The 22,258-nt window shown below is 42.2% G+C and carries 21 protein-coding genes; 10 read left to right on the top strand and 11 right to left on the bottom strand.

Features of this window, described 5'->3' with window-relative positions:
- Nucleotides 1-6 precede the first annotated feature (6 nt).
- Complete coding sequence (malF, locus tag AACQ79_RS10280; RefSeq protein WP_013868068.1) at nucleotides 7-1,581, bottom strand: maltose ABC transporter permease MalF; 1,575 nt, start codon at nucleotides 1,579-1,581, stop codon at nucleotides 7-9.
- 76 nt (nucleotides 1,582-1,657) lie between these two features.
- Nucleotides 1,658-2,839 (bottom strand): maltose/maltodextrin ABC transporter substrate-binding protein MalE, encoded by a 1,182-nt coding sequence (malE, locus tag AACQ79_RS10275; protein ID WP_026027705.1) that lies wholly within the window; start codon nucleotides 2,837-2,839, stop codon nucleotides 1,658-1,660.
- Between the two features lie 657 nt (nucleotides 2,840-3,496).
- Here malE and malK point away from each other — a divergent pair.
- Nucleotides 3,497-4,615, top strand: coding sequence for a maltose/maltodextrin ABC transporter ATP-binding protein MalK (malK, locus tag AACQ79_RS10270; RefSeq protein WP_017045996.1), 1,119 nt, complete (start codon nucleotides 3,497-3,499; stop codon nucleotides 4,613-4,615).
- 70 nt (nucleotides 4,616-4,685) lie between these two features.
- Here malK and AACQ79_RS10265 read toward each other — a convergent pair whose 3' ends face one another.
- On the bottom strand, nucleotides 4,686-5,357 hold the full coding sequence (locus AACQ79_RS10265; RefSeq protein ID WP_013868071.1) for a LuxR C-terminal-related transcriptional regulator: 672 nt from the start codon (nucleotides 5,355-5,357) through the stop codon (nucleotides 4,686-4,688).
- A 375-nt stretch (nucleotides 5,358-5,732) separates the two neighbouring features.
- The gene (gene ppiC / locus AACQ79_RS10260; RefSeq protein ID WP_026027858.1) at nucleotides 5,733-6,011 is read right to left on the bottom strand and encodes a peptidylprolyl isomerase PpiC; all 279 of its coding nucleotides are present in this window, start codon (nucleotides 6,009-6,011) and stop codon (nucleotides 5,733-5,735) included.
- Nucleotides 6,012-6,196: 185 nt separating this feature from the next.
- Between ppiC and AACQ79_RS10255 the strand changes: the two genes are divergently transcribed.
- Nucleotides 6,197-7,114, top strand: coding sequence for a chemotaxis protein (locus tag AACQ79_RS10255; RefSeq protein ID WP_013868073.1), 918 nt, complete (start codon nucleotides 6,197-6,199; stop codon nucleotides 7,112-7,114).
- Here AACQ79_RS10255 and AACQ79_RS10250 read toward each other — a convergent pair.
- A complete protein-coding gene (locus tag AACQ79_RS10250; RefSeq protein ID WP_017045994.1) occupies nucleotides 7,111-7,488 on the bottom strand; it encodes an MmcQ/YjbR family DNA-binding protein in 378 nt (125 codons plus the stop codon). The two genes, AACQ79_RS10255 and AACQ79_RS10250, sit on opposite strands and share 4 nt — an antisense overlap.
- A gap of 232 nt (nucleotides 7,489-7,720) precedes the next feature.
- Here AACQ79_RS10250 and AACQ79_RS10245 point away from each other — a divergent pair, with 232 nt between their 5' ends.
- Nucleotides 7,721-8,737 carry a GGDEF domain-containing protein gene (locus tag AACQ79_RS10245; protein WP_017045993.1) on the top strand — a complete coding sequence of 339 codons (1,017 nt, stop codon included), beginning with the start codon at nucleotides 7,721-7,723 and terminating at the stop codon, nucleotides 8,735-8,737.
- A 125-nt stretch (nucleotides 8,738-8,862) separates the two neighbouring features.
- On the opposite strand, the gene AACQ79_RS10240 is transcribed toward AACQ79_RS10245, so the two are convergent.
- Nucleotides 8,863-9,441: a malate synthase gene (locus tag AACQ79_RS10240; protein WP_013868075.1), complete on the bottom strand. Its 579-nt coding sequence runs from the start codon at nucleotides 9,439-9,441 to the stop codon at nucleotides 8,863-8,865.
- A gap of 161 nt (nucleotides 9,442-9,602) precedes the next feature.
- Between AACQ79_RS10240 and AACQ79_RS10235 the strand changes: the two genes are divergently transcribed.
- On the top strand, nucleotides 9,603-11,120 hold the full coding sequence (locus AACQ79_RS10235; RefSeq protein ID WP_017047432.1) for a DUF3612 domain-containing protein: 1,518 nt from the start codon (nucleotides 9,603-9,605) through the stop codon (nucleotides 11,118-11,120).
- A gap of 272 nt (nucleotides 11,121-11,392) precedes the next feature.
- Here the strand turns inward: AACQ79_RS10235 and AACQ79_RS10230 are convergent, their stop codons facing one another.
- The gene (locus AACQ79_RS10230) at nucleotides 11,393-12,769 is read right to left on the bottom strand and encodes a diguanylate cyclase (protein ID WP_017045991.1); all 1,377 of its coding nucleotides are present in this window, start codon (nucleotides 12,767-12,769) and stop codon (nucleotides 11,393-11,395) included.
- A 328-nt stretch (nucleotides 12,770-13,097) separates the two neighbouring features.
- Between AACQ79_RS10230 and AACQ79_RS10225 the strand changes: the two genes are divergently transcribed.
- On the top strand, nucleotides 13,098-14,189 hold the full coding sequence (locus AACQ79_RS10225) for a DUF3541 domain-containing protein (protein ID WP_170899045.1): 1,092 nt from the start codon (nucleotides 13,098-13,100) through the stop codon (nucleotides 14,187-14,189).
- Between the two features lie 11 nt (nucleotides 14,190-14,200).
- On the opposite strand, the gene AACQ79_RS10220 is transcribed toward AACQ79_RS10225, so the two are convergent.
- Nucleotides 14,201-15,127 carry a DMT family transporter gene (locus tag AACQ79_RS10220; protein WP_017045989.1) on the bottom strand — a complete coding sequence of 309 codons (927 nt, stop codon included), beginning with the start codon at nucleotides 15,125-15,127 and terminating at the stop codon, nucleotides 14,201-14,203.
- A 90-nt stretch (nucleotides 15,128-15,217) separates the two neighbouring features.
- On the opposite strand from AACQ79_RS10220, the gene AACQ79_RS10215 reads away from it, so the two are divergent.
- Both AACQ79_RS10215 and AACQ79_RS10210 read left to right on the top strand, forming a co-directional pair.
- Entirely contained in the window at nucleotides 15,218-16,126 is a 909-nt protein-coding gene (locus tag AACQ79_RS10215) for a LysR substrate-binding domain-containing protein (protein WP_096036909.1), read from the top strand.
- Between the two features lie 342 nt (nucleotides 16,127-16,468).
- Nucleotides 16,469-17,644: a GGDEF domain-containing protein gene (locus tag AACQ79_RS10210; RefSeq protein WP_047687751.1), complete on the top strand. Its 1,176-nt coding sequence runs from the start codon at nucleotides 16,469-16,471 to the stop codon at nucleotides 17,642-17,644.
- On the opposite strand, the gene AACQ79_RS10205 is transcribed toward AACQ79_RS10210, so the two are convergent.
- Nucleotides 17,625-17,915 carry a hypothetical protein gene (locus AACQ79_RS10205; RefSeq protein ID WP_013868082.1) on the bottom strand — a complete coding sequence of 97 codons (291 nt, stop codon included), beginning with the start codon at nucleotides 17,913-17,915 and terminating at the stop codon, nucleotides 17,625-17,627. The two genes, AACQ79_RS10210 and AACQ79_RS10205, sit on opposite strands and share 20 nt — an antisense overlap.
- Before the next feature lie 148 nt (nucleotides 17,916-18,063).
- On the opposite strand from AACQ79_RS10205, the gene AACQ79_RS10200 reads away from it, so the two are divergent.
- Nucleotides 18,064-18,912 carry a pirin family protein gene (locus tag AACQ79_RS10200; protein WP_170899044.1) on the top strand — a complete coding sequence of 283 codons (849 nt, stop codon included), beginning with the start codon at nucleotides 18,064-18,066 and terminating at the stop codon, nucleotides 18,910-18,912.
- 97 nt (nucleotides 18,913-19,009) lie between these two features.
- Nucleotides 19,010-19,756, top strand: a complete 747-nt coding sequence (locus AACQ79_RS10195) for a substrate-binding periplasmic protein (RefSeq protein ID WP_170899043.1) — start codon at nucleotides 19,010-19,012, stop codon at nucleotides 19,754-19,756.
- Between the two features lie 28 nt (nucleotides 19,757-19,784).
- Here the strand turns inward: AACQ79_RS10195 and ppnP are convergent, their stop codons facing one another.
- Entirely contained in the window at nucleotides 19,785-20,066 is a 282-nt protein-coding gene (gene ppnP / locus AACQ79_RS10190) for a pyrimidine/purine nucleoside phosphorylase (protein WP_026027338.1), read from the bottom strand.
- 369 nt (nucleotides 20,067-20,435) lie between these two features.
- On the opposite strand from ppnP, the gene AACQ79_RS10185 reads away from it, so the two are divergent.
- The gene (locus AACQ79_RS10185; RefSeq protein WP_026029059.1) at nucleotides 20,436-20,879 is read left to right on the top strand and encodes a DUF2850 domain-containing protein; all 444 of its coding nucleotides are present in this window, start codon (nucleotides 20,436-20,438) and stop codon (nucleotides 20,877-20,879) included.
- 94 nt (nucleotides 20,880-20,973) lie between these two features.
- Here AACQ79_RS10185 and aroG read toward each other — a convergent pair whose 3' ends face one another.
- The gene (gene aroG / locus AACQ79_RS10180; RefSeq protein ID WP_013868087.1) at nucleotides 20,974-22,026 is read right to left on the bottom strand and encodes a 3-deoxy-7-phosphoheptulonate synthase AroG; all 1,053 of its coding nucleotides are present in this window, start codon (nucleotides 22,024-22,026) and stop codon (nucleotides 20,974-20,976) included.
- Between the last annotated feature and the right edge of the window lie 232 nt (nucleotides 22,027-22,258).

Raw genomic sequence — 22,258 nt, 5'->3', positions numbered from 1 at the left:
TACTCCTTAATTCTGTGACAGCTTCGTAAAACGTAAGTTGAGTAGTGCTAACCCACCAACCAGTAAGAAGATCAAGGTTGCGATGGCACTAGCCAAACCGAAGTCTTGACCACCAGCTCCTTCAAACGCAATACGATAGGTATAGCTTACGAGTAAATCGGTGTAACCGGCTGGCTCTGAAGTACCAATCATATTCGGGCCACCTTGTGTCAGAAGTTGAATCATCACAAAGTTGTTAAAGTTAAACGCAAAGCTCGCAATAAGTAACGGAGTCATTGGTTTGATCATGAGCGGCAATGTGATACGGGTGAAGTTGTGTAAAAAACCTGCACCATCAATCGCCGATGCTTCATATAAATCCTCTGGAATCGCTTTCAAAAGACCCATACACAAAATCATCATGTAAGGAAAACCAAGCCAAGTATTGACGATCAGCACCATACTTTTAGCGAGAAAGGGGTCTGAGAACCAGCTAGGACTAATGCCAAAAATACTGTTGAGCACCATATTGATCTCACCAAAGCTTTGGTTGAACAAGCCTTTGAAGATCAAAATAGAAATAAAGGCAGGAACAGCATAAGGCAGGATTAATAGCACTCGGTAAACGGCGCGGCCTTTAAGCTCTTCCCATTGCACAACACTAGCCAACACTAACCCTATCATAAGAGTGAAAATCACGGTTAAGGTTGAGAAAACGACCGTCCAGATAAAGATATTGATGAAAGGCTCTTTAATACCGTCATCTTTCCATACACGCTCAAAGTTATGTGTGCCAATTTTCACCACAAAACCAGGCGATACTGTCGCACCGATAAATTGACCACTTTCGTCCACTGGTTGATAAAAGCCAACATCCATATTCGGCCGTAGTATTTCGCCTGTTTGATTATTGACCAGCGTTTCGCCATCATCTTGCATGGTGTAAAGCGGCGATACGGCGGCAAACTTGCGCAAGCCACTCATGCGTACATCTTCACCACTAGGGAAATGCAGATCAATTGAGCTCAACGTAGCACGGTGATTAATAATGGTTTTAATCGGCTCTTTGGTGCCCTCAATACCCTCAATAGGTTGAAGGTCCATATCGGTCACCGATAAGCCATTTAAGGAAAATACGTCGGTAGCGAGCGTCTGCTCTCCATCTTCGATTGCAATTCGATAACCACTTTCCGTTTTGTATAGAGTGAAAGGATAGCTTTCCCCGCCCTGATAAGTTCGATCCAACAGCACGGTTTGTGCACGTTCTAAAGAGAGTTGGTTTTTAGCACTGTAGTTAGTAAAAGCCAGACCAACGGTGTAGGCCAAAGGAAAGAGGATGAATAAGATCATTCCCGCGATACCCGGATAAATATAGCGGTGTGCGTAAGTATGTTTACTGCCGAAAATATAAAGGGCCAGAGCGGTAAGAATGAGAGTAAGCAGCGCAAAGGCGAGCTCACCGCGAGAATACATAAGAATAGTGGCGTAACCGTTAACGATACCAACCGTACCTAATAATGCCCATTTAATGAGCACATTTTTACTGGAAGGAAGTGCCGTTTCGGGTGCTGACAAAGCATCTGTACCTTGAACTGACTGCATAGAAGAACCTGCTAGCGATATAAACGTAAAATGAAGGAGAGGTTACCCTCTCCTTAAGGGCTTGACCAAAACCGAATTATTTAGTCATTTGTTTTTCTGCATCAGCCAGTGCGGCATCGACAGTTTGGCGGCCATCTACAATATTGATAATTGCACTTTTCGCGCTGCCCCAAAATGCATTCATCTGAGGGATGTTCGGCATAATTTCGCCATTCATTGCGTTATCCATTGTCGCGGCGATGCGTGTATCTGCATCAAGCTCACGTTGGAAAGAGTTAAGAGCCACCGCACCAAGAGGTTTGTCATTATTGACCATGCGCAGACCATCATTGGTGAGTAAGTAGTTTTCGATAAACTCAATCGCGAGATCTTTATTTGGAGAAGCGGTGCTGATACCAGCCGTCAATACGCCCACGAACGGCTTGGAAGATTGCCCGTTAAATTTCGGTAATGTCGTCACACCGTAGTTAATGCCTGATTTTTCAATGTTGCCCCAAGCCCACGGACCGTTGATCGTCATTGCCGTTTTACCTTGGTTAAACGCAGCTTCAGAAACAGAGTAGTCCATATCCGGAGAGATCACGCCTTTGTCCACTAAGCCTTTCACGAAGTTCATCGCGTCTTTTACGCCTTTATTCGCGATACCCGCATCTTTCACATCATAGCCATCAATCGTGTATTTGAATGCGTAACCGCCATCAGCAGCCATAAGAGGCCATGTGAAATACGGTTCTTTCAAGTTCCACATGATGGCCGTTTTGCCCTCTTTCTTAAGTTTGGCGTTCAACGCTTCCACTTCTTCCCAGCTTTTCGGTGGGTTTGGCACAAGATCTTTGTTATAGATGAGAGACAAGGATTCTACCGCGACTGGGTAGCCGATGATTTTACCGTTGTATTTCACCGCATCCCAGGCAAAATCCACGATACCCTCTTGAATCGCTTTTGAAGGTTTAATTTCAGCCAGCAAGCCAGCTTCTGCATAACCACCAAAACGGTCATGAGCCCAGAACACAATATCAGGTCCATCACCCGTTGCTGCGGTTTGTGGGAATTTATCTTGAAGTGCGTCAGGGTGGGCCACGGTCACTTTGATACCCGTGTCCGCCTCAAATTTCTTACCCACTTCAGCCAAACCGTTATAGCCTTTATCACCATTAATCCAAATGGTGAGTTGTCCTTCTTCAATAGCAGCATGTGCACCAAACGAACCAAGAGCAACTAGAGTACTTAGCGCGACTGTGCTTAGGGCGTTTTTCATGTTCATATCCTTTTTATTTTTGTGTTGTAGGGCTCACCAACAGGTTTCGCCGTATTTCGTCATATATAATCAGAGAAAACCTAACTTGACTCATCCTCCTACGCCCTACGCCCTCGATATTATGGACTATTTTCGTGATCATCATCGCTCAAGGTTAGAGAGCTCAATCACAAAAAAATACCTTTTTGTGACATGCTTCCACTTAACAGCCATTAATTATTTGAACTGGATCTAACTCAGCCCTTAAACCCCTCCTCCATCGCATCCATCGCTACTCCCCCCTATAAAAAACTCAATTAGGAGGATGTATCAAACACACACATCACACAAAATACAGTCATCCCAGAGTGGATAGTAAGAGCCTTTTCCAGTAACTCATCGTTTACTGGCTTACATCGCTAGATTGGTTTGCTGTCATAAATGAGCGTTCGTGGTAATTGATTTTATAACGGGGGAGACGCTCAATGTGCAGGGGAAGTGAACTAAATCATTGGCATGGATGGGTGATGCTTTCTTCAAACTCCCTTAATTTGAAGACATCACCCTTTTTCTTACATTATTAACCACCTTACCCAATTCCTGCTGTCATTGCCTGCAAGAAAACTCATATAATGATGGGCAGTGATTTATAAAAAATATTGATCGAGGACGAGCTCTATGGCGAGTGTCACGTTAAAAAATGTATGTAAAGCATACGGTGATGTATTAATTTCTAAAAATGTCGACTTAGAAATTCAAGAAGGCGAATTTGTCGTCTTTGTCGGTCCGTCAGGTTGTGGGAAATCCACCCTACTGCGTTGCATCGCAGGCCTAGAAGATATCACCTCGGGTGACTTGTTTATTGGCGATAAGCGAATGAATGATGTTGAACCCTCTAAACGTGGCGTCGGCATGGTATTTCAATCCTATGCGCTCTACCCGCACCTTAATCTTTTCGACAACATGTCTTTTGGCCTAAAGTTGGCCAAAGCCGATAAAAAGGAGATCGAGCAACGTGTTGAGCACGCCGCCGATATTCTCCAGCTCAGCCATTTGCTTGAACGTCAACCTAAGTCTCTTTCAGGTGGCCAACGTCAGCGTGTCGCGATTGGGCGTACTTTAGTCTCACAACCGAATGTCTTTTTGCTTGATGAGCCGCTGTCTAACCTAGATGCAGCGCTGCGCGTACAGATGCGTTCAGAGATAACCAAACTGCAACGCAAATTGGGCTGCACTATGATTTACGTTACCCATGACCAAGTCGAAGCAATGACAATGGCTGACAAAATCGTGGTCTTGGATGCTGGTTTCGTATCACAAGTAGGTAAACCACTTGAGTTGTATCATTACCCAGAAAATCGTTTCGTCGCAGGCTTCATCGGTTCTCCTAAAATGAACTTCATGAGCGTATTCATCGAAGATGTCGAAGCCGAACGTGTGAAAGTTCAACTCTCTAATGGAACCTCATTTTGGATTTTGGTCGATGGAACCACGATCACTCGCGGCGAGCGTATGTCATTAGGTGTGCGTCCAGAGCACTTGCTGAGCGCTGAAGATGGTGACGCGAAAATTGAAGGCAAGGTGATGATGGTTGAGAAACTCGGCAATGAAACACAAGTCTACATGAACTTGAAAGGCTCTGATTCTGATGTAATTTACCGCCAGCCTGATACTTTGGGCGTTGAAACAGGTGATACATTGACAATTGGTATTCCAGGGCATCGCTGCCATCTCTTCCACAGCGATGGACGTGCATGCCGCCGCCTTTACAAAGAAAAAGGCATCGAAGCCGAATAAAAAGAAATTCAGTTAAGAAAATAAGACAGCCCCTTTGATAGGGGCTGTCTTATTTAAAAATAAATAAAATTTAATTAAACTCTTCAATACCAATATTATCTTTTGCCCATAATAATGCCTGAAGTCTATTTTTAGCATTTATCTTTTTAAATACATTATGTAAATGTGTTTTTACTGTATTTTCACTTACAAACAACTCATCTGCAATTTGCATATTAGATGCACCACAGCCAAGTAGCTTAATTATTTGCTGCTCTCTTTTCGTTAATTTAGCATAAGCTTGAGAGGTAATAGATGAATTACCTGCACGATAATGCTGTATATATTCCTGAGCCAATTTTCGATTAAACCACATTTCATCATCAAGCACTTTTTCCATGCCCTTAACTAAAGATTCAAGCTGATCATTGGTATAAAATACACCCACAAGATTCTGCCATTTAAAGAGCATTTTAGGTTCAATATCTAGCGGGCAATTAATAAGCACTTCTTTTGCATCAGGGCAGGATAAGCGTTTAAATGCTGAGTAATCAGCAAAATTATTTTCATCAACGCGAGAATAGTCGATGATAACCAATTGAATTTTATAGGATGATAGACTGTTATCATTCATCCACGTATCGCAAAGCGGAGAGATATCAATACTAATCGGCAACTTTGACTCTAGCGAATCTTTAAGTAAGCGAGACTGCATACAAACATCAGAAAGCAATCGAACGTTAATTTTTTTTTCTTCACTCATTTTAAACTCCTAGATCATACCGCTCACTTGATAAAACTAACGTTAAGCGACTATAAGTCAATATCTCAAAATAACCCGCTCTCATTTTAATAAAAAACCTAATGAATAAATCCATTTAATTCATGAAGTTATTGTGCATTCTTATTTATGAGAACAAATGACTGTTTTATTTATATACCTTACTACTTGAAGTAGTTTGGGTGTAGTAGGCCATTCTATAAAAGGTAATGGAATAAAAAAGATAAAGAATCGAGTGTCATTCCTAACGAATGAAAAGCACCACGCACTTCTGGTGTTAAGAAAAAGCGTGGCACTCACTGCTCATTGACTATTACTTTAAAAATCAACATCGATGAGAAAATCACCCTATTGAGGCTAGGTCCGATATAGAACTTTTACAACATGCCAACCAAACTTGGTTTTCACCAAATGGGGTGTCAGTACCTCACCAGTGAAACAGATTTTATCAAATTGAGGTACCATCTGCCCCTGACGAAACTCACCCAGATCGCCCCCTTTTTTACCAGAAGGACAGGTAGAATATTTTCTGGCTAATGTTTGAAATTTCGCTCCTTTTTTTAACTGAGCGATAATATCTTCAGCTTGTTCTTTATGCTTCACTAAAATGTGAAGAGCCGCTGCCGTTCTTGCCATCATTTTTCTCAATAAATTTGCTACTGCAAATAGTGTAACGGATGCTTTTCAAGAGTCCAACCCCAATGTAAGAGTGCAAAAGATCAATAAACATACGGTTATACTGTTTATTTGCATTTAACGCATTGCCGTCAGTAAGAGATCGTTTAGTATTAAGCATAAGAAACAACGTTGAGTAAGGTGTTATGGCTAAAACCCCCAGTAAGGCAAACCAATCCCAAGGCATGTTGATGTTCACATTGAACACTCAGAAACAGCTTTTTGCTATCGGGACTCTGAAAGTACGAGAGATTGTCCCTTACATGCCAATGACACAAATCCCATATTCTCATCACCATGTGATCGGAACGGTGACTATCCGTAACTTGACGGTACCTGTCATTGATATGGCTGCCGCCATTGGCTTTAGAGCAATTCAACCTAGCGAATATAAACAATGCTACTTAATCGTGACGGACTGCCTGCGAACTGTAGTTGCGTTTATGGTACGTAGCATTGAGAAAATCATCGAGTGTGACTGGCGAACAATCGAGTCTTCACCTGCAGTGGCGGGAAAAGACGTTTTTGTCACTGGCATAACCCGCTATCAAAAACAGATTGTGCAGTTACTTGACGTCGAATTATTACTTTCAAAAATTTATCCACAGTATGAATCAACTAAGATCCCGATGCTGACTGATATTGAACGTGAGCGATTAAAAGCACTGCGTATTTTACTGGTGGATGATTCATCTATTGCACGTAAACAATTGTCAGATGCCTTAGACAGTATCAACATCCCTTACCAAATCTGTAAAAATGGGCTTGATGCCATTGAGCTGATGCGTCAAGACGCTCAACATCAACGTGCGATCGATTTGCTGGTCAGTGATATTGAAATGCCGGGCCTCGATGGATATGAACTGGCCTTTGAGGTTCAAAATGATCCAATGCTGAGCCATGCTTATTGTATTCTTCACACCTCGCTTTCCAGTGAGATCTGTTTGGATAGAGCTCACCAAGTCGGAGCCCACGAAGCTTTGGAAAAATTTAACGCAACAGAATTAATAGAAGCGATGCTGCGTGGCGCAAAAAAACTGGAACAACGTAAGGATACCGCTTAATCAAGCTTTGCTTGCACAAACAGAGCCTGAAGCGCTTCTCTATCTGATTTTTTCAGTTTACTCACTACAAGCTGATAAGAGCGTTCACATAATTCCTCTAACATCATCTGGTCAACATCTCCGTTTAACTTAACGGAGATCCAGTGTCTTTTATTCATATGATAACCAGGACGAATAGCGGAAAAGGCACTGGTCAGAACTTCACCATCTTCTGGAGTGCACTTCAATGTCACAAACGGCTCTTCTCTCGACTGAGAAGTATAGGCAAACATTTTACCGCGAATTTTGAAAACCAACGCGTCAGGACCAAACGGATAGCTACTTTCTACCTGAGGTAAAATATCCAAAAACGATTCAATATCATACATCTCCATCTATTACTCCTTGATTCAGTAACCAACTTATTTTAATCATTCAACGATTCAATATATAAAAAACCCCCTACTATGTCTGTCTGTTGTGTTTGATCTACATCAAGAATCGATTGTTCACCGTAAATAAAAATTCAACTTCAAACTTTAGTTGCATTTTTTTAGCGCATAACTTTGGGATATCCGCTAATCTTAGCGGTATGAATATCTGTGACTGTCTATTAATTTTACGATAATGACCAGCGACGACTTTAAGAGATCTACAGCCAATTTAAAAAAAGCAGTACCGTTGATGATGAAAAATCATGTGGCGGCAACACCTGCTAACTATGCACTTTGGTATACCTATGTTGACAACGCCATACCTCAACTCAATCGAGAACTCGATTCTGTATTGGAAAACTTTGGCCTTTGTCCTCCCGCGGCAAGCTCTCAACTCTATAACAGCTATGTCGCATCGCGCTCTGAAACCAGTTTAAGCACGCTACGCAACAACATTGAAGTGTTAGTCAATGAAGTCGCAAGTTCAATGTCAGATACCCTAACCGATACCAGCGAATTTGCCAGAGTGATTGATAAAAGTTTTAGTGAATTAGAACGAGTCGAAAACGATGATTTATCGATCGAAGAGGTGATGAAAGTGGTTCGCCAATTGGTCACTGAATCGCGAGATATTCGCCATTCAACTCAGTTTCTAAATGGTCAACTTAATAGTGCCAGTAAAGAAATTCATCGACTGAAAGAGCAGCTTGCCGAGGTGCAAAAAGAGGCTTTATTCGATGGATTGTCCGGTTTATATAACCGCCGTTCGTTCAATGATGATCTCTTTACCCTAATAAGCGCGCAGCAACCAATAAGCCTGATCTTATTAGATATCGATCACTTCAAATCTTTTAATGACAATTACGGCCACCTATTTGGTGACACCGTCATCAAAGGCATCGCTAAAAAGCTTCAGAGTAGCTGTCGAGATGGCATTACCGCCTACCGATTTGGCGGCGAAGAGTTCGTTTTAATTGTTCCAAATAAAACACTGCGCATTGCCAGACAGTTTGCAGAATCACTGCGCCGTTCGATAGAGAAAATGAGCGTGAAGGATCGCCGTTCAGGAAACCAAGTTGGTAATATTACCGCCTCTTTTGGTGTGACAGAATTACAACTAGGTGATACGTCCGAGTCTTTGATAGAAAGAACAGATAAACTGCTCTATGAAGCAAAACAGTTAGGCCGCAACCGTGTTATGCCGCTTTAATCGCTTCAACCTCTTATGGCTTATAGGTAGCTGAAAAGCAATCACAAGTTCCATAAACCTCAATTTATGGATAGAAAAGTAAAAGGGGCGCCACGCCCCATTTAATCCCAATACGCATCTATAACCTAAGCAAGGTTAAAACTGTAGTTTAAGTAATAGTCTTCACCATCTTTTGCGGTGTACTCCTTATCTTCACTACAAGCTTGAGGCTTACCCTTTTCATCACCTTTGACTAGGCTTACCCAGTGGCGCATTGCGGCGCTGGGCATTTCTTCCACCGATTGGGTAAATGTGGTACACGTTTCTAACTGAATATCATTAATCTCTATCAGCTCAACGCGCCCAGTCCCTTTAGTGCAGCCTAACATCACTTCAACATGACTACCACTTCCATCACGGAACAAGATCGAACATGGTGACTCCTTTTCACCATTGAAGGCAACAAAATGTTTTGGGTGCTTCAAACCACTATGACGCCCATCCTTGAAATAAGCCAACACATGGCGGTAATCGATCACATAACTGGTCACATCTTGATGAGAGCCCGTCGCCAAAGGGAACAATCTATCGAGTAGTTGCTTCGCTCTACTCTGCTTTTCATTTTGTTGATTAGCACTGATAGTCTCGACGGCGAAGACGGCTTCAGCGATAAAGGGTTTATCTAGTTTTTGGATTTCTGTTTTATCGAATGTCAGCATATTCATCGTCTTTTCCTTATAGGTAACTCAACATTTTGTGTTCTAGAGCAATTATTCCAAACTTGCGTTTAACCTTTGTGCAAATTTGTGACCTTGCTTACTTGGTAGATTAACCAATTTTTTACTACAATTTCACAACAAAAATTTTACAGTGTGAATTTTACAAAATGGCCTTATCAAAAAGCTTAGTTCGTCAGTCACATTTCTTAGGGACAAAAGTCAGAAACTTAAGAAAGCGTAATCACCTAACGATGGAAGACTTATCGGCACGCTGTATTCGTATCAACCCAGAATACGCCCCCTCCGTTTCATACCTTTCGATGATTGAGCGTGGAAAACGGGTGCCTAGTGTTGATATGTTGGAGGTCATTGCCCAAGTTTTCCAAAAAGATCCCGCTTGGTTTTTAGATGATGAACCAGGTCAAACGGATATTACTCCTGACAAGGGTAACAGAGGTGGGATCAGCGGTATGGCTCTTGAACCTAGCTTTTTATTCTCAAATGATATTTTACAAATCGCGATCCCAGAGATGCTTTCCCAAACCGGGATCACTGGCAAACAGTTTGCTCATCTATTGATCCGTGCTCACCAAGAGAGTTTACAAAACCACTTCCCAGATCTTGAGCGAGCGGCAGAAGAAGTGGGTTTAAAACGCTTAAACTTAGCTGTTGAAGATCTTATCGACATCGCCAAAAGCCTTGGTTTGGTTATCCGCTGGGTCACGAGAACCCCGCAAGATGTTGTTGATGAGCTTGGTGTTAGCGCCAAACAACTTATTACCTCTTTTTTTGAACCACCATGCACGATCTACCTCAATGAAATTCTACGTGAGTACCCAACTCGCCTAAAGTACGACCTCGCGGTGTATATTGGCCACAATATTCTGCACAGCAAAGAGGGACTAAAAAGTGTCTTAACGGTTGGCCACACAAACAGTTGGGAAGAAACGCCTGATGCCACCGCCACCTGCGAATTAAATTCCCAAGATATCCTTCAGGCATGGCGAGATTTTGAATCGAGTTTTTTTGCTGGCGCACTACTGTGCCCCAAAGTGCCTTATCGACAACTTCTTGATCGCAGCGGCTACGAAATCGATGTACATTTGAAAGCAGGGGTTTCTCCTTCTGTTGCGATGAGACGCATGACGGTCGTGTCACCCTATCCGCATTGGCACTATTTCGATGCTTATGGTGAAGGCAAATTAAAAGCGGTTTATCGTGGCAATGGGATCCCTCTACCGTGGGGGAATATGCGTAAAGTGAATGACCCTTGCCAGCATTGGGCCGTGTTTAGACGTCTTTCAGAGCCGCAAAGTGGCAGCTCTGCGCAAATTTCGATTTTGAATGTAGGTGATGAGCCGAGAATATATTGCTGTGAATCCGTCAATATGATCGATCCAGCAGGCAATAATCGAGTGCTATGCGCAGGAATAGATTTGAATCCAGCCATCAATGCACAAGGTGGGGATGCTCACTCAATTGCTGAGGAGCTCAAAGCGTTATGCGTCAGCAACGGCGGAAGCTCTCTTATTCCAAGACATATTAAAAAAGATCTCACGACTATTGCTAAAATTCTTAATATCAATTGGATTGAACGCGGAATTGAAAATAATGCGCGCTTAATCTGCTCACGCGGTGCTGTCTGTCCAAGAAAACCAAGCTGCTATGAGAAATGTGCTGGCTAGTTGCAGAGCGTAAAAATAAAAAAAGCCAATCACAAAAAGTATGATTGGCTATTAATAAGTGTGAACAAAAATAAGGTTCACTAACAACGTCAGTTGGCTAGGTGACCCTCGGCTTAGAAGGGTCACTTACTATATAGCAGGATGCATGCCAACTTTAAAACTGCCAAAAAACACCTTATCTGTCTACTTTATGAGCGGTTTCATTACAACGTGTCGCATAATAAATTTGCATTTTGCAATTAAATTTCAAAATGCAAATCTGAATAAATAATTTAGTAGTACTGCTGCCTCTTTTCTTGATACATCCGCTCATCAGCCAGTTTCAACATCGCATCCACATTATCAAATTCTGGGCTAAATGCGGCTGCGCCTACACTGACATGTAGGTTAATTAAGTGCTGCTCATAAATGACTGGCGCATTACACAACGCACTTTTTATTTTGAGACTGATCCGCTCAATATCATCGTTGTCCGATACTCGAGACAGCAAAACCAGAAACTCATCACCGCCAATACGTGCAACTAAATCCGAAGAACGCAATACGCTTTTCACTCGCTCCGCACAAGCAATCAACACCTTGTCACCCGCCGCATGCCCATAGGTGTCATTGATCGATTTGAACTTATCAATATCAATGTTGAGGATGACAAAACCAGCCGATTGGTCCATTTTTATAGCCTGCTCAAAATATCGATCAAGCGTATACATGAAGTACCGACGGTTAGGAAGCTGAGTTAATTCATCATGAAGTGCTCTTTCATTAGCAATAGAGTACAAGCGATATATCGTAATAAACGCCGCAACCAACAAGATTAAGATCGGATAACCTAACAGCCGTACAATGTGAACCTGATACCAAGGCACTTGACCTAAAACATCGCTTTTCTGCGCAACAGCAATTTCCCAGCCGCCATAGGGAAAATGAACACTTTGTTTTGCAAAAGCTTTCGTGAACACCTCTTGTTCACCAAAAAATACCTCGCCTTCCGAACCAGTACTGTCTACCCCACGTATCGCCAAATTAAAGCGGTGAGTAAAACGTTCAACGCCAGTGGAAAGTAATAACGAATCTAAATCGATCACGACACTGCATACTCCCCAATATTGTTGGTTATCAGGAGGGTCAGTAAATATAGGAATCCGAGCAACAAGGCCTCGCCCACCTTGAACTAGGTTCACAGGGCCTGCAATGAAGATCTCTTGGATCTCCCTTGCTTTTAAGATCGTGGCCCATTGTTTGGGAACGGTACGGTAATCTAAGCCTATCGTTTTGTGATTTCCGCTCAATGGATAGGTGTAACGAATCACATCATCAGGCGCAAGCCCAATCACGCGCAAATGTCTACCTTCATGTAAAATATTAGCCGCAATCTTTTCCCAATCTTCGAACTGAGAATGGGCGTTAATCGCAATTAAACTGGTTAACCCATTTGCTACATAGATGTCAGACAAAATGGCAGCTTCTAACTGAGCTCGAATAATCGAAAGCTCTTCCTTTGCTCTGGTTTGAAGATTATCTCGGATAAAACTTCGTTGATTGAAATTGATAATTTCGATCAACCCTCCACAAAAAATGATGAAGGCAACGAGAAGCAAATTGACAGACCACTGTTTGCCTGAGATATGTCTCATGCAACTCTCCCTCACTAGCCTGTAGCGATCACTACATGTGTATGGTTTTACTTGCTCTATTTAGAATAGTGCTTCTTACTTAAGATTAACGTAATTAATGGGGGAATACCCAAATTAATTACAAATTTGTTGATATGACCAAATGAACTCGTAGCTTTTTGCTAACATAGCAATATTTTAATTCATCAATTTGCATAGCGTAAAAAGCACAATCAGCTAAACGCATTATCCTAACGACGGCTCAAAGCGGTCATTTTACGCACACTTGACACATCACCAACAATAATAAATCCATTAAATGCTAATGTTATTATGAATATTAGCTTAGAGGTGTGTTTTCATCATGTTATTAAAAAAGAGTGGCCTATTTCTGGGATTAGCTATTACATTGTGGTTGCCTGCCTCTGGCTATGCAGAGCCGGCGTCAACAACGAATAACACTTTTTCTGAATCTGCGGAGCTTATTCGTCAAACCTATGAAGAGCAACTTTTCACATTGCCGGCATTCAAAGAGGGGCACTATGGGTTACGGATGTATCGCCAAACTCTAGATCCTAAATATTCAGCAGCGGTGTGGAGTGATCTTGCTCGCGTAGCAAGCCGACTTAATCAATTTTCCGCAGAAGTTTCAACTGCTGAACAGGTTTTTCTCTACTCTGAGCAACGTTTGGCTGGATACCTCGATGACGAAGATGAACGCAGCCAATTACGCTATATCGCCACTAAACATATGCCAGAATATCTCTACTTAGGCGTCGACCTATTAGGCTCTATGGCCCGTGCCAACGAATATGGTTTGAAACATAAAGAAGATCAGCTTTTGCGCCAAGTGATCCGCCGTTATGATTTTACTAAGTACGCCACTGATGAAGAAATGATTAAAGCGTGGGCCGCACAACTTGCTAACCAAGTCTATTGGTTACGCCAGTTAGGTGAACAAGATGTCGTACAACCATTCATTGATAGCTTTAGGAAAACATACCCAGATTCTGCTGATAAAGCATTCTCCGCGCAACAATATGGCAATAAACTGTATGGCATGACACACATTATTTTTGCCGATTCGGAATACTATCAAAATCCCATTAAAGAGCAGCAGCATCAATGGATCTTCGACTACTTTCGCAATAATATCGATACCATTTTGCTAAGAGCGAAGGAAGATGTGGTTGCTGAAGTTGGGATCACTTTTCTACTCGCAGGTTTAGAAAAAGATCCTGTTGTAGAAAAAACTCGTCTCGCAATTCAACAAGCGATTGATAAAAAGAAAGGGATGATCCCCTCTACCTCAGGTGTGTTTGACCTTGCCGACGGAGAGCACCGCAATGTACTTGCCATTATGTTACTTGACTGGCAGAAAACCAACCAAGCGCCCACAGTGAAAAATAATCCTAAGGTATTTTCTAGCCTGCCTTATGGGCTCATCAGACAGTAGCAATAAGCGGGTTAAGCTGATTTAAGCTGGTTTGACGATACTGAGGATTTAAATAGCTTCGGGATAAGAATTCCGGTAAAAGTTGCCATCACAATCAAGCCCAATCCTACCATTTGTGTTGGCAAGTACTGCACATTAAAAAACAACTGTTGCCATAAAGCGGTAAAAAGCAAATTGGTAAAAATTAACGGAGCGAGCTGCGAGCCAGAGTGTGCCAGACGGTAGGCTTTGGCTCGAAAAATTTGAGTGTTGATGACTAATATAGAGACTCCGCTCAAGGCAATAACCACAGCTAACTGCTGCAAGCTGCCCCAGGTTTGTTGAAGTACATTCGCGTCCGAGGTAGGAAGAAATAACAAAGGTAGTAATAAGATTGATGCACACACAAACGTCCAAGCATTGATATCAATAGATCGCATATCACTTTTCGTCGCTCGATATAAGCTTAACTGCGATCCCGCATTCAGCGCTCCCGCAAGTAAACCGACCAATAACTCCATCCGTAAATGGATGCCCGAAACATCGCCAGCCAGCAGTAACACCCCGATAAATGTAATGGCCAAGCTCACAACCGTGCCTGCTTTCATCACTACACCAAATATTAATTTTTCTAACAAAGGAATAAACAGTGGACCAGTGCTAAACAATACAACACTTTCCACCAAAGAAAGATGCTGAAGTGAGTAAATAAAACAGAGCTGACAGCCTGCAATACATACTGAGCGAACCCACAGAGCCCGTTTCATACCTTTGGGAGGAAAACGGAAATGAGTTAAGCTCATTACTCCCAACAATATGAGCGCGGGGAGTAAAAATCGGAGAAAACTGAGACTTTGTAGCGGTATCTCATGTGCAAGAAACTTAGACAGTAGCCCTGTCAATGACAAGCTAAATGTGGAGGACAACATAAATAATGGGGCCAAAATTCGTGGGTTCATACAACTCTCCTCTAGTACAGCCATCATAGAGCAATGACGAAAGGAAAAATAACGAGTAATATTAACCAAACCTGTAAGAGAAACTTACCAATGCGAAAACTACCTCCGCTCAAGTCACTCTACTCATTTATTGCCGTAGCAGAAACAGGCAGTATGACGGATGCAGCAAAGCACCTTAATGTTAGTCATTCAGCCGTCAGTCAATCAATAAAAGCATTAGAGAACCAGCTAAACCAGCCGCTATTCAATCGCGTTGGGCGTCACGTCGTACTCAATAATGCTGGTCAAAAATACTATCGGAGAATTGCGCCTGCTTTGGAGCAAATCGTTGAAGCAACTGAAGTGCTTATGAGAGATGAGCGCCATAACCGACTGACACTCAACATGGTCAACTCATTAGCGCTGCACTGGTGGATACCACGAGTTAACCGCTTTCAAGAGCACGCGCCACATATAGACGTGAGAATATCGAGTTTAACAGGCACTTTTTCTCTAACATCAGAGAACGTTGATATCGCGATTGTTCATGGTAAACAAGATGAGTGGCAAGACTACTATTGTGAGAAACTTGCCGAAGATGAATTGGTGCTGGTATGCAGCCCTGAACTCATAAAACCTGACCTCATAAAGCAAGGTGATAAGCAGACGCTTTCATCCATACTTAAATGCCACCCAGCGATTATCGCTGTGAACGAGCGCCGCAAAAAAGACTGGCAAATTTGGTGCGATGCTTATCAACTTACCATGCCAGCAAGTCGCAAAAACCTATCATTTGTCTCTTCAGCACAAGCCGTACAAGCAACTATCCGCCAATTAGGTATTTTCGTTACCCATCGCCTCTTTGTAAAAGATGACATCAAGTTAGGCCTACTACAAGAACTCGGTTCCGCAGTGACTAATCCCTATCAAGACTACTACTTCGTTTGTGCCAAAGAGCAACTGAAACAAGAGAGTATCTTAGTGTTAAGAAGTTGGATCAAAAAAGAATTTGCGATGTAACTAAATTTGTAATGTAACTAAATTTGTAATGTAACTACAGGACGGCTTAGATTTTTTTGCTATATCCATATTTGCTTATATTCATTTTTTTATAAAAAAATAATGGCTTAAATAATGGCTTATTTGAACAACGTTAAAATAATCGACAAAACATGCTGATAATACAATAAGTTATAAGACCATTGATCACCGATTATTAATAGCCTAATGACTTAACGAAAACGCCAAATGATTAGCCATTGTATTTTTTAACTGACTCCATGCACTTCGTCCGCAAAACTCTGTTATTTATTCTAGACTTAACTCGGTATCTAATACTTTAGGATAGCATCGAGATCGAGTATGACTGAACTGGTAGGTAGACATTTAGAAGAGATGGCCAATATGCGAGCGTCACGCAAGCGTAGGGTCGTTGCCTTATGCTCGTTTGTGTCTGTGCTACTTTTCGCCTTTTATGGCATTCTTCATTTTCTTGAACAGCAATATTACCTGAGCACTTTTAATTTATTATGCTTGATCGCCATTGCCTCTAATTACCTTTATTTCTACCATCACTCAGATAACACCTCCTATGCCGATTTATTCCTCAGTGCCATCTTGTTAACAAAAGGGGTCATATTACTACTATATGGACAGCATATGGTCGGCAATGTGCTGTGGTTGTTTCCAATTATTGCGGCGGTGATCTTCATTAATGACTTTCGAATAGGCTTAGTTTTTAGCTGTAGTTTCTTTATGCTAATTGGCGTCTCAGTACAACTCTCCGGTGCCGATATTCTTCCTCAATATCTCCCCATAGATCGGTTTTTTCTCAGTCTCATCGCACTCTGTTGCATGTGTCATATTTCCTCTTACTATTACAACAAAGCGGTTTGCTATATCCAGCATCTTTATCAAGAGGGAATTGAAGACCTTGCCTACACCGACCAACTGACTGGGCTCGCCAATCGTTGGAGTTTCGAAACTTGGGCACGTGAAAAGCTCTCCCAGCAGACTGATAAAAAGACCATCACCGCACTCGTTTTTCTAGACATTGATAATTTCAAGTCCATTAATGACAGCTACGGACATGAGGTCGGGGATCGAGTCTTACAATATTTCGCCAATCGTTTAAAAAACAACGTCCGAAATAAAGACCGGAAGACCGATAAACACGATTACTCCATCGCGAGATTTGCCGGAGATGAGTTCGTGCTACTACTTTACGATATCAAAACGGTTAAGGATTTGGATGGTGTTCTCAACCGGATTTGTTATCTGTTTGAGGATAAATATCAAGGGTCAGAAATGATCAATAACCTCACCGTCAGCATCGGCGCTGCTTTGTTTCCTTCTGATGCTGATAACTTGGCCGAGCTGACTCGGTGCGCAGACAAAGCGATGTACGCAGCAAAACACAACGGCAAAAATCAATATCAGTATTACCAACATATTTCACTTGACCATACTGACGCATCTACTGCAACCCATTCAGCAACAGTGACACCAATAAAGAAAGCTAGCGAGTCATATACATAATCCACAAACCTACTGCACATACCACCACCATCCATGCGGCGTAGCGTGCTGTATTAGGTTTATTTGGTTTAGGGTGAATCACTGGCCTCATTGCCGCACGCCTTGCTGCTTCAACAATGGAAACGTCTTTATCACTGAGCTGTTCAAGCGTATCGCGATTTTTCTGCGCTTGATTAGCCACCTTGGTAAATCGGTGCATCTGCTCAAGCGTAAAATCCTCTTTGGGATCATAATGCGGATTCTGATCTTCATGTTTGGGCAACATAGACATTGGGCATCCTCCTCGTGATCCAACCTACTCTAATTATAGCCCCCCTCAAGATATGTTCGAATTTCTCGACGAAGACCTTCAAAACACAGCGCTCTTCTTTATCAGCACCTTGTCTTAGACTGATGTTATACCGACAAGGAGAATCATTATGCTAACGCAACGTGAAATAAAACAGATAATCCCCGCACAACCCACTTCGGATGGAGATGGCGTAAAAATTAGCCGCGTTGCTGGCTTTAATAACGCTAATTTTTCACCATTTTTAATGCTCGATGAATTTAAATCTGATCAAAAAGCCGATTATATTGGCGGATTCCCTCCTCATCCACACCGAGGAATCGAAACTCTCACTTATATGCTAAATGGGCATTTCCAACATCAAGATCATATGGGTAATGTCGGTGAATTACGCTCTGGTGGTGCCCAATGGATGGCCGCAGGAAGAGGTGTTATTCATAGCGAGATGCCAATCATGACTGAAGGTCAGTTGCACGGTTTTCAGATTTGGATCAATCAGCCTGCTAGCCAAAAAATGGCGCCAGCGCAATACCACGACTTTCAACCCGAAACCATTACCGAATACCACTCCCAAGAGGCTGGCCTGCTGAGAGTACTTGCGGGTGATGTCACTTGTGGCAACCAGATAGTAACTGGCCCATTAACAAAAACGGGCGTTAAATTGAGTGTGGCCGACTGGCAAGCAACACCGGGTAGCCAATTAGAGATCGCCACTCCCAATTACTTTAATGTCATGGCATTTACCTACAAAGGCAATGCACAGCTAGGCAGTAAAGTGTTGAAGCAAGGCGAGCTAGCGTTGCTCTCAAAAGGTGAGTTCTTAACATTAACAGCCAATGATACGAGCGGAGTATTGTTGCTAATGGGGCAACCCATTGATGAACCTGTCGTGCATTATGGGCCGTTTGTAATGAACTCATTTTCTGAGATAGAACAAGCAATTAAAGACTACAACTCAGGTGTGTTTGAACAGTATTAATCATAGGGTAACCATCCGGCTGATCTTAAGTGTCATTTTGGGGTTCTCAGAAAGTTTGCCTATACTCAAGTAGTAAATTTGACGAGAGGCACGAAATATGTGGGTATTGACTAGAAATATTCTCATTTCATTGGCAGCAGTGCTGCTCAGCTCAACGCTTTTTGCTAACACCCTTAAAGCTGATTTTAGGCATCGACCACCAGAAATGGTGATCAGTCCAGATGGTCAAAAAATCAGCGGCCCATTAAAGGAAATCCTTGAAGAAGCAGCAAAAAATATAGGCTTCGATATCGAGTGGCGAAACATTCCATTTCCTCGCAGCCTTGCTACTTTAGAAAATGGTACTGTTGACATTGTTCCACGTGTCATACGAACAGCAGACAGAGAAGCATTTGTTCGCTTTATCGGTCCTATAAGTGAGCAAACACGGAATATTGTTTTTGTCACTCGCAGTGATGGGCCAGCAATCAACAATTATCAAGATTTACGAGAGCTGAATGTCGGTGTGAAAAGAGGTACCGCTTATTTCGAAGCGTTTGATCAAGACAAAGAGATAAATAGAACGGTTGTTAATGATGACTTCAACCTAGCAAGAATGCTAGAGGCAAAGAGAATAGATACCGTTATCGTATTGGATTTACCTGCGCTAGAAGTGGAATTAAAAACAATCAATTTTAGTAACTACCAAGTAGCAACCTACTACTATCCAAACACTATCGGCAACTATTACGGTATGCCTAAAAGCCATCCACAAGCGGATGCATTACAAGACGCTCTGTCTGAAATGGTAAAAAGTGGAAGGATCGAAGCCATCTATGCAAAATTTGGCTTAACAGCTCAATAAGAAATAGGGCTTTTAAGCCCTATTTCAACTACAAATATTCGCACAAATAAGCTGTTGCTTCGGCAACTTTCAAATCAAAGGACGAATTCTCAGCGACTTCAAAAGATTCATTCGCTTTAAATGTAGACCAATGTTCATCCCCTAAACGCTTTATCGTTAACGAACCTTTGATGACTGTCATACGCTCAGGAGCGGCCGTGCCAAAGGTGTATTCGCCAGGAGCCATTACGCCCACCGAACTGTCACCACTTTGGTGAGCAAAACCTAAAGATTTAACCGCCCCATCGAAGTATGTGTTTTCTTTGATCATTTCTCTTCCTTGTAAAATAAACCACCAAAATATGGTGAATAACACGTTTGTAAGCCGTTTTATCTGAAATCGTAAAAATACACAAGTGGCAATTGGGATTAAACAAATAGTGAAACGCGACCTATACTGATCGGTAAGTCAACAAAATTCATGATGCAATGTTCATCTTGTCATCCATTAGTACTGGTTTTGGAAAAAAGATCATATTTTCTAGTGTGACATTTGCTAAACCACACGACATATTCCACTCTCTAACCTTGTTTTAATTGGTTAGCCTTACCGATACTAGTCGCTGATTGCTTACGTTATGGAGTGGGAATGGCAGTTAAGGGTTTCACGCATGCAAATAAAGCCTCTTCAGGTCACCCTATGAAAAAAAAGTGGGTATTAAAAAGTCTTTTTTGGATAGTGCTGTTCACTATCGCAGTTGGTTTTGCCACTTTGCTTTTAGTGAGCTATCAAGAGTATACAAGCCCCAAAAATGTCTATGGTTCATGGATTGAAATCGGTACACCCAGCTATAGCACTGAGGTTCTTACTCTCAATTCAAATGGCGTGTTTCGAAATAATCGCTTAGTCAGCACTCAGTTTGAATATGATGGGGATAAAATTGTGATTAACACTGGTAGTGGCGTGACCATTTACCAACTTGCTGGGACAACAAACTCCCCTCAACTGAAGCGCATTGAACCTGTCATGCCTTTACAACGCTTTATCAAACAAGGCTATGAAAGCACGGTAGAAAACGATGAAAACGGCGACCCAAGTAAAAATCGTCGTTCAGCATTATCTGAGCACTTTTCACAACCATAGTGCTTAAAGTGACGCGATCAGAGCTGAGTCTAAATAGAAAAGCCCCCGAATCGGGAGCTCTGTTGATACTTTATATTATAGAGTGACGCCATATTTAGCGTGCGCGACGCGCCTCTACGGCACCAGCCAACTGACGCAATACCACTTCAGTGTCATCCCAGCCAATACATGCATCCGTAATCGATTGACCATAAGTGGCCGCACAACCATCCACGAGATCCTGACGTCCTTCAACGAGATGAGACTCAATCATCACACCAAAAATAGCATGTTCACCCGATGCAATCTGCTCGCTCACATCTTGTGATACCACAAGTTGACGCTGGTACTGTTTAGAGCTGTTTGCGTGGCTAAAGTCAATCATCACTTTTTGTGGTAAACCGGAGATTTCTAGTTCCTGCTTGATAGCCGCGACATGTTGAGCGTTGTAGTTTGGCTCTTTACCACCTCGTAGAATGATATGGCAATCAGGGTTGCCTGCCGTTTGAATGATGGCCGAATGACCATACTTAGTGACCGACAAGAAATGGTGCGATGCACTGGCAGAGCGAATCGCATCAGAAGCGATTTTGATATTGCCATCTGTCCCATTTTTGAACCCAACCGGACAAGATAGACCCGATGCGAGTTCACGGTGAACTTGAGATTCTGTTGTACGAGCACCAATAGCACCCCAACTGATAAGGTCAGCCACATACTGCGGTGTGATCATATCCAAAAATTCGCTCGCTGTCGGCATCCCCATATCGGTCAAATCAAGCAGTAACTTACGCGCCATGCGTAAACCATCGTTAATTTTATAGGTATCATTTAAATAAGGGTCGTTAATGAGCCCTTTCCATCCGACGGTCGTACGAGGTTTTTCAAAATAGACACGCATGACAATTTCAAGGCGATCACCTAGTTCATCGCGCAACACTTTAAGACGTTTTCCATATTCAACAGCCGCTTGAGGATCATGAATTGAACATGGGCCAATGATCACCAATAAGCGATCATCTTTATCTTGTAGAATATTATGAATGGCTTCTCGAGCCTGAAATGTGGTTGAAGAAGCAACTTCTGTTGCCGGAAACTTTTCTAGAACCGCAACAGGAGGTAATAACTCTTTAACTCGTTTAATTTTTACATCATCAGTCTGAAACATTGCTTACTTCTTCCTTATTCTTTTCTACTGCCTACCGAACAACGGACAGGTTGGATCTATACGCAGCCTTGCTTTCGGCTCTCCCCTGTAACCTATCTACTAAAAACCACAACTTCAATCATTATTTTCAACAAAAGGCAATATTGGCTACTTTTTTACAAAATTATCATTGCGTAAAAAAATAGTTACACTCTTGAGCTGGAACCCACAAATTAACGCTAATATGAGCTTC

The organism is Vibrio sp. 3-2(1) (assembly GCF_963887575.1).
In the GTDB taxonomy this organism is placed as follows: domain Bacteria; phylum Pseudomonadota; class Gammaproteobacteria; order Enterobacterales; family Vibrionaceae; genus Vibrio; species Vibrio anguillarum.
The sequence above is the reverse complement of the archived record's forward strand: the minus strand, read 5'-3'. Positions and strand labels throughout refer to the sequence as shown.

What these genes read in the sequence shown, in the direction of transcription:
- AACQ79_RS10265 (WP_013868071.1), bottom strand. Translation starts at nt 5,357, where the DNA reads ATGAGTGAAGAAAAAAAAATTAACGTTCGATTGCTTTCTGATGTTTGT.
- AACQ79_RS10185 (WP_026029059.1), top strand. Translation starts at nt 20,436, where the DNA reads ATGAAAAAAAAGTGGGTATTAAAAAGTCTTTTTTGGATAGTGCTGTTC.
- ppnP (WP_026027338.1), bottom strand. Translation starts at nt 20,066, where the DNA reads ATGATCAAAGAAAACACATACTTCGATGGGGCGGTTAAATCTTTAGGT.
- AACQ79_RS10235 (WP_017047432.1), top strand. Translation starts at nt 9,603, where the DNA reads ATGGCCTTATCAAAAAGCTTAGTTCGTCAGTCACATTTCTTAGGGACA.
- AACQ79_RS10200 (WP_170899044.1), top strand. Translation starts at nt 18,064, where the DNA reads ATGCTAACGCAACGTGAAATAAAACAGATAATCCCCGCACAACCCACT.
- AACQ79_RS10240 (WP_013868075.1), bottom strand. Translation starts at nt 9,441, where the DNA reads ATGAATATGCTGACATTCGATAAAACAGAAATCCAAAAACTAGATAAA.
- ppiC (WP_026027858.1), bottom strand. Translation starts at nt 6,011, where the DNA reads ATGGCAAGAACGGCAGCGGCTCTTCACATTTTAGTGAAGCATAAAGAA.
- AACQ79_RS10245 (WP_017045993.1), top strand. Translation starts at nt 7,721, where the DNA reads ATGACCAGCGACGACTTTAAGAGATCTACAGCCAATTTAAAAAAAGCA.
- malK (WP_017045996.1), top strand. Translation starts at nt 3,497, where the DNA reads ATGGCGAGTGTCACGTTAAAAAATGTATGTAAAGCATACGGTGATGTA.
- aroG (WP_013868087.1), bottom strand. Translation starts at nt 22,026, where the DNA reads ATGTTTCAGACTGATGATGTAAAAATTAAACGAGTTAAAGAGTTATTA.
- AACQ79_RS10205 (WP_013868082.1), bottom strand. Translation starts at nt 17,915, where the DNA reads ATGTCTATGTTGCCCAAACATGAAGATCAGAATCCGCATTATGATCCC.
- malE (WP_026027705.1), bottom strand. Translation starts at nt 2,839, where the DNA reads ATGAAAAACGCCCTAAGCACAGTCGCGCTAAGTACTCTAGTTGCTCTT.
- AACQ79_RS10250 (WP_017045994.1), bottom strand. Translation starts at nt 7,488, where the DNA reads ATGGAGATGTATGATATTGAATCGTTTTTGGATATTTTACCTCAGGTA.
- AACQ79_RS10220 (WP_017045989.1), bottom strand. Translation starts at nt 15,127, where the DNA reads ATGAACCCACGAATTTTGGCCCCATTATTTATGTTGTCCTCCACATTT.
- AACQ79_RS10255 (WP_013868073.1), top strand. Translation starts at nt 6,197, where the DNA reads ATGGCTAAAACCCCCAGTAAGGCAAACCAATCCCAAGGCATGTTGATG.
- AACQ79_RS10225 (WP_170899045.1), top strand. Translation starts at nt 13,098, where the DNA reads ATGTTATTAAAAAAGAGTGGCCTATTTCTGGGATTAGCTATTACATTG.
- AACQ79_RS10195 (WP_170899043.1), top strand. Translation starts at nt 19,010, where the DNA reads ATGTGGGTATTGACTAGAAATATTCTCATTTCATTGGCAGCAGTGCTG.
- malF (WP_013868068.1), bottom strand. Translation starts at nt 1,581, where the DNA reads ATGCAGTCAGTTCAAGGTACAGATGCTTTGTCAGCACCCGAAACGGCA.
- AACQ79_RS10210 (WP_047687751.1), top strand. Translation starts at nt 16,469, where the DNA reads ATGACTGAACTGGTAGGTAGACATTTAGAAGAGATGGCCAATATGCGA.
- AACQ79_RS10215 (WP_096036909.1), top strand. Translation starts at nt 15,218, where the DNA reads ATGCGAAAACTACCTCCGCTCAAGTCACTCTACTCATTTATTGCCGTA.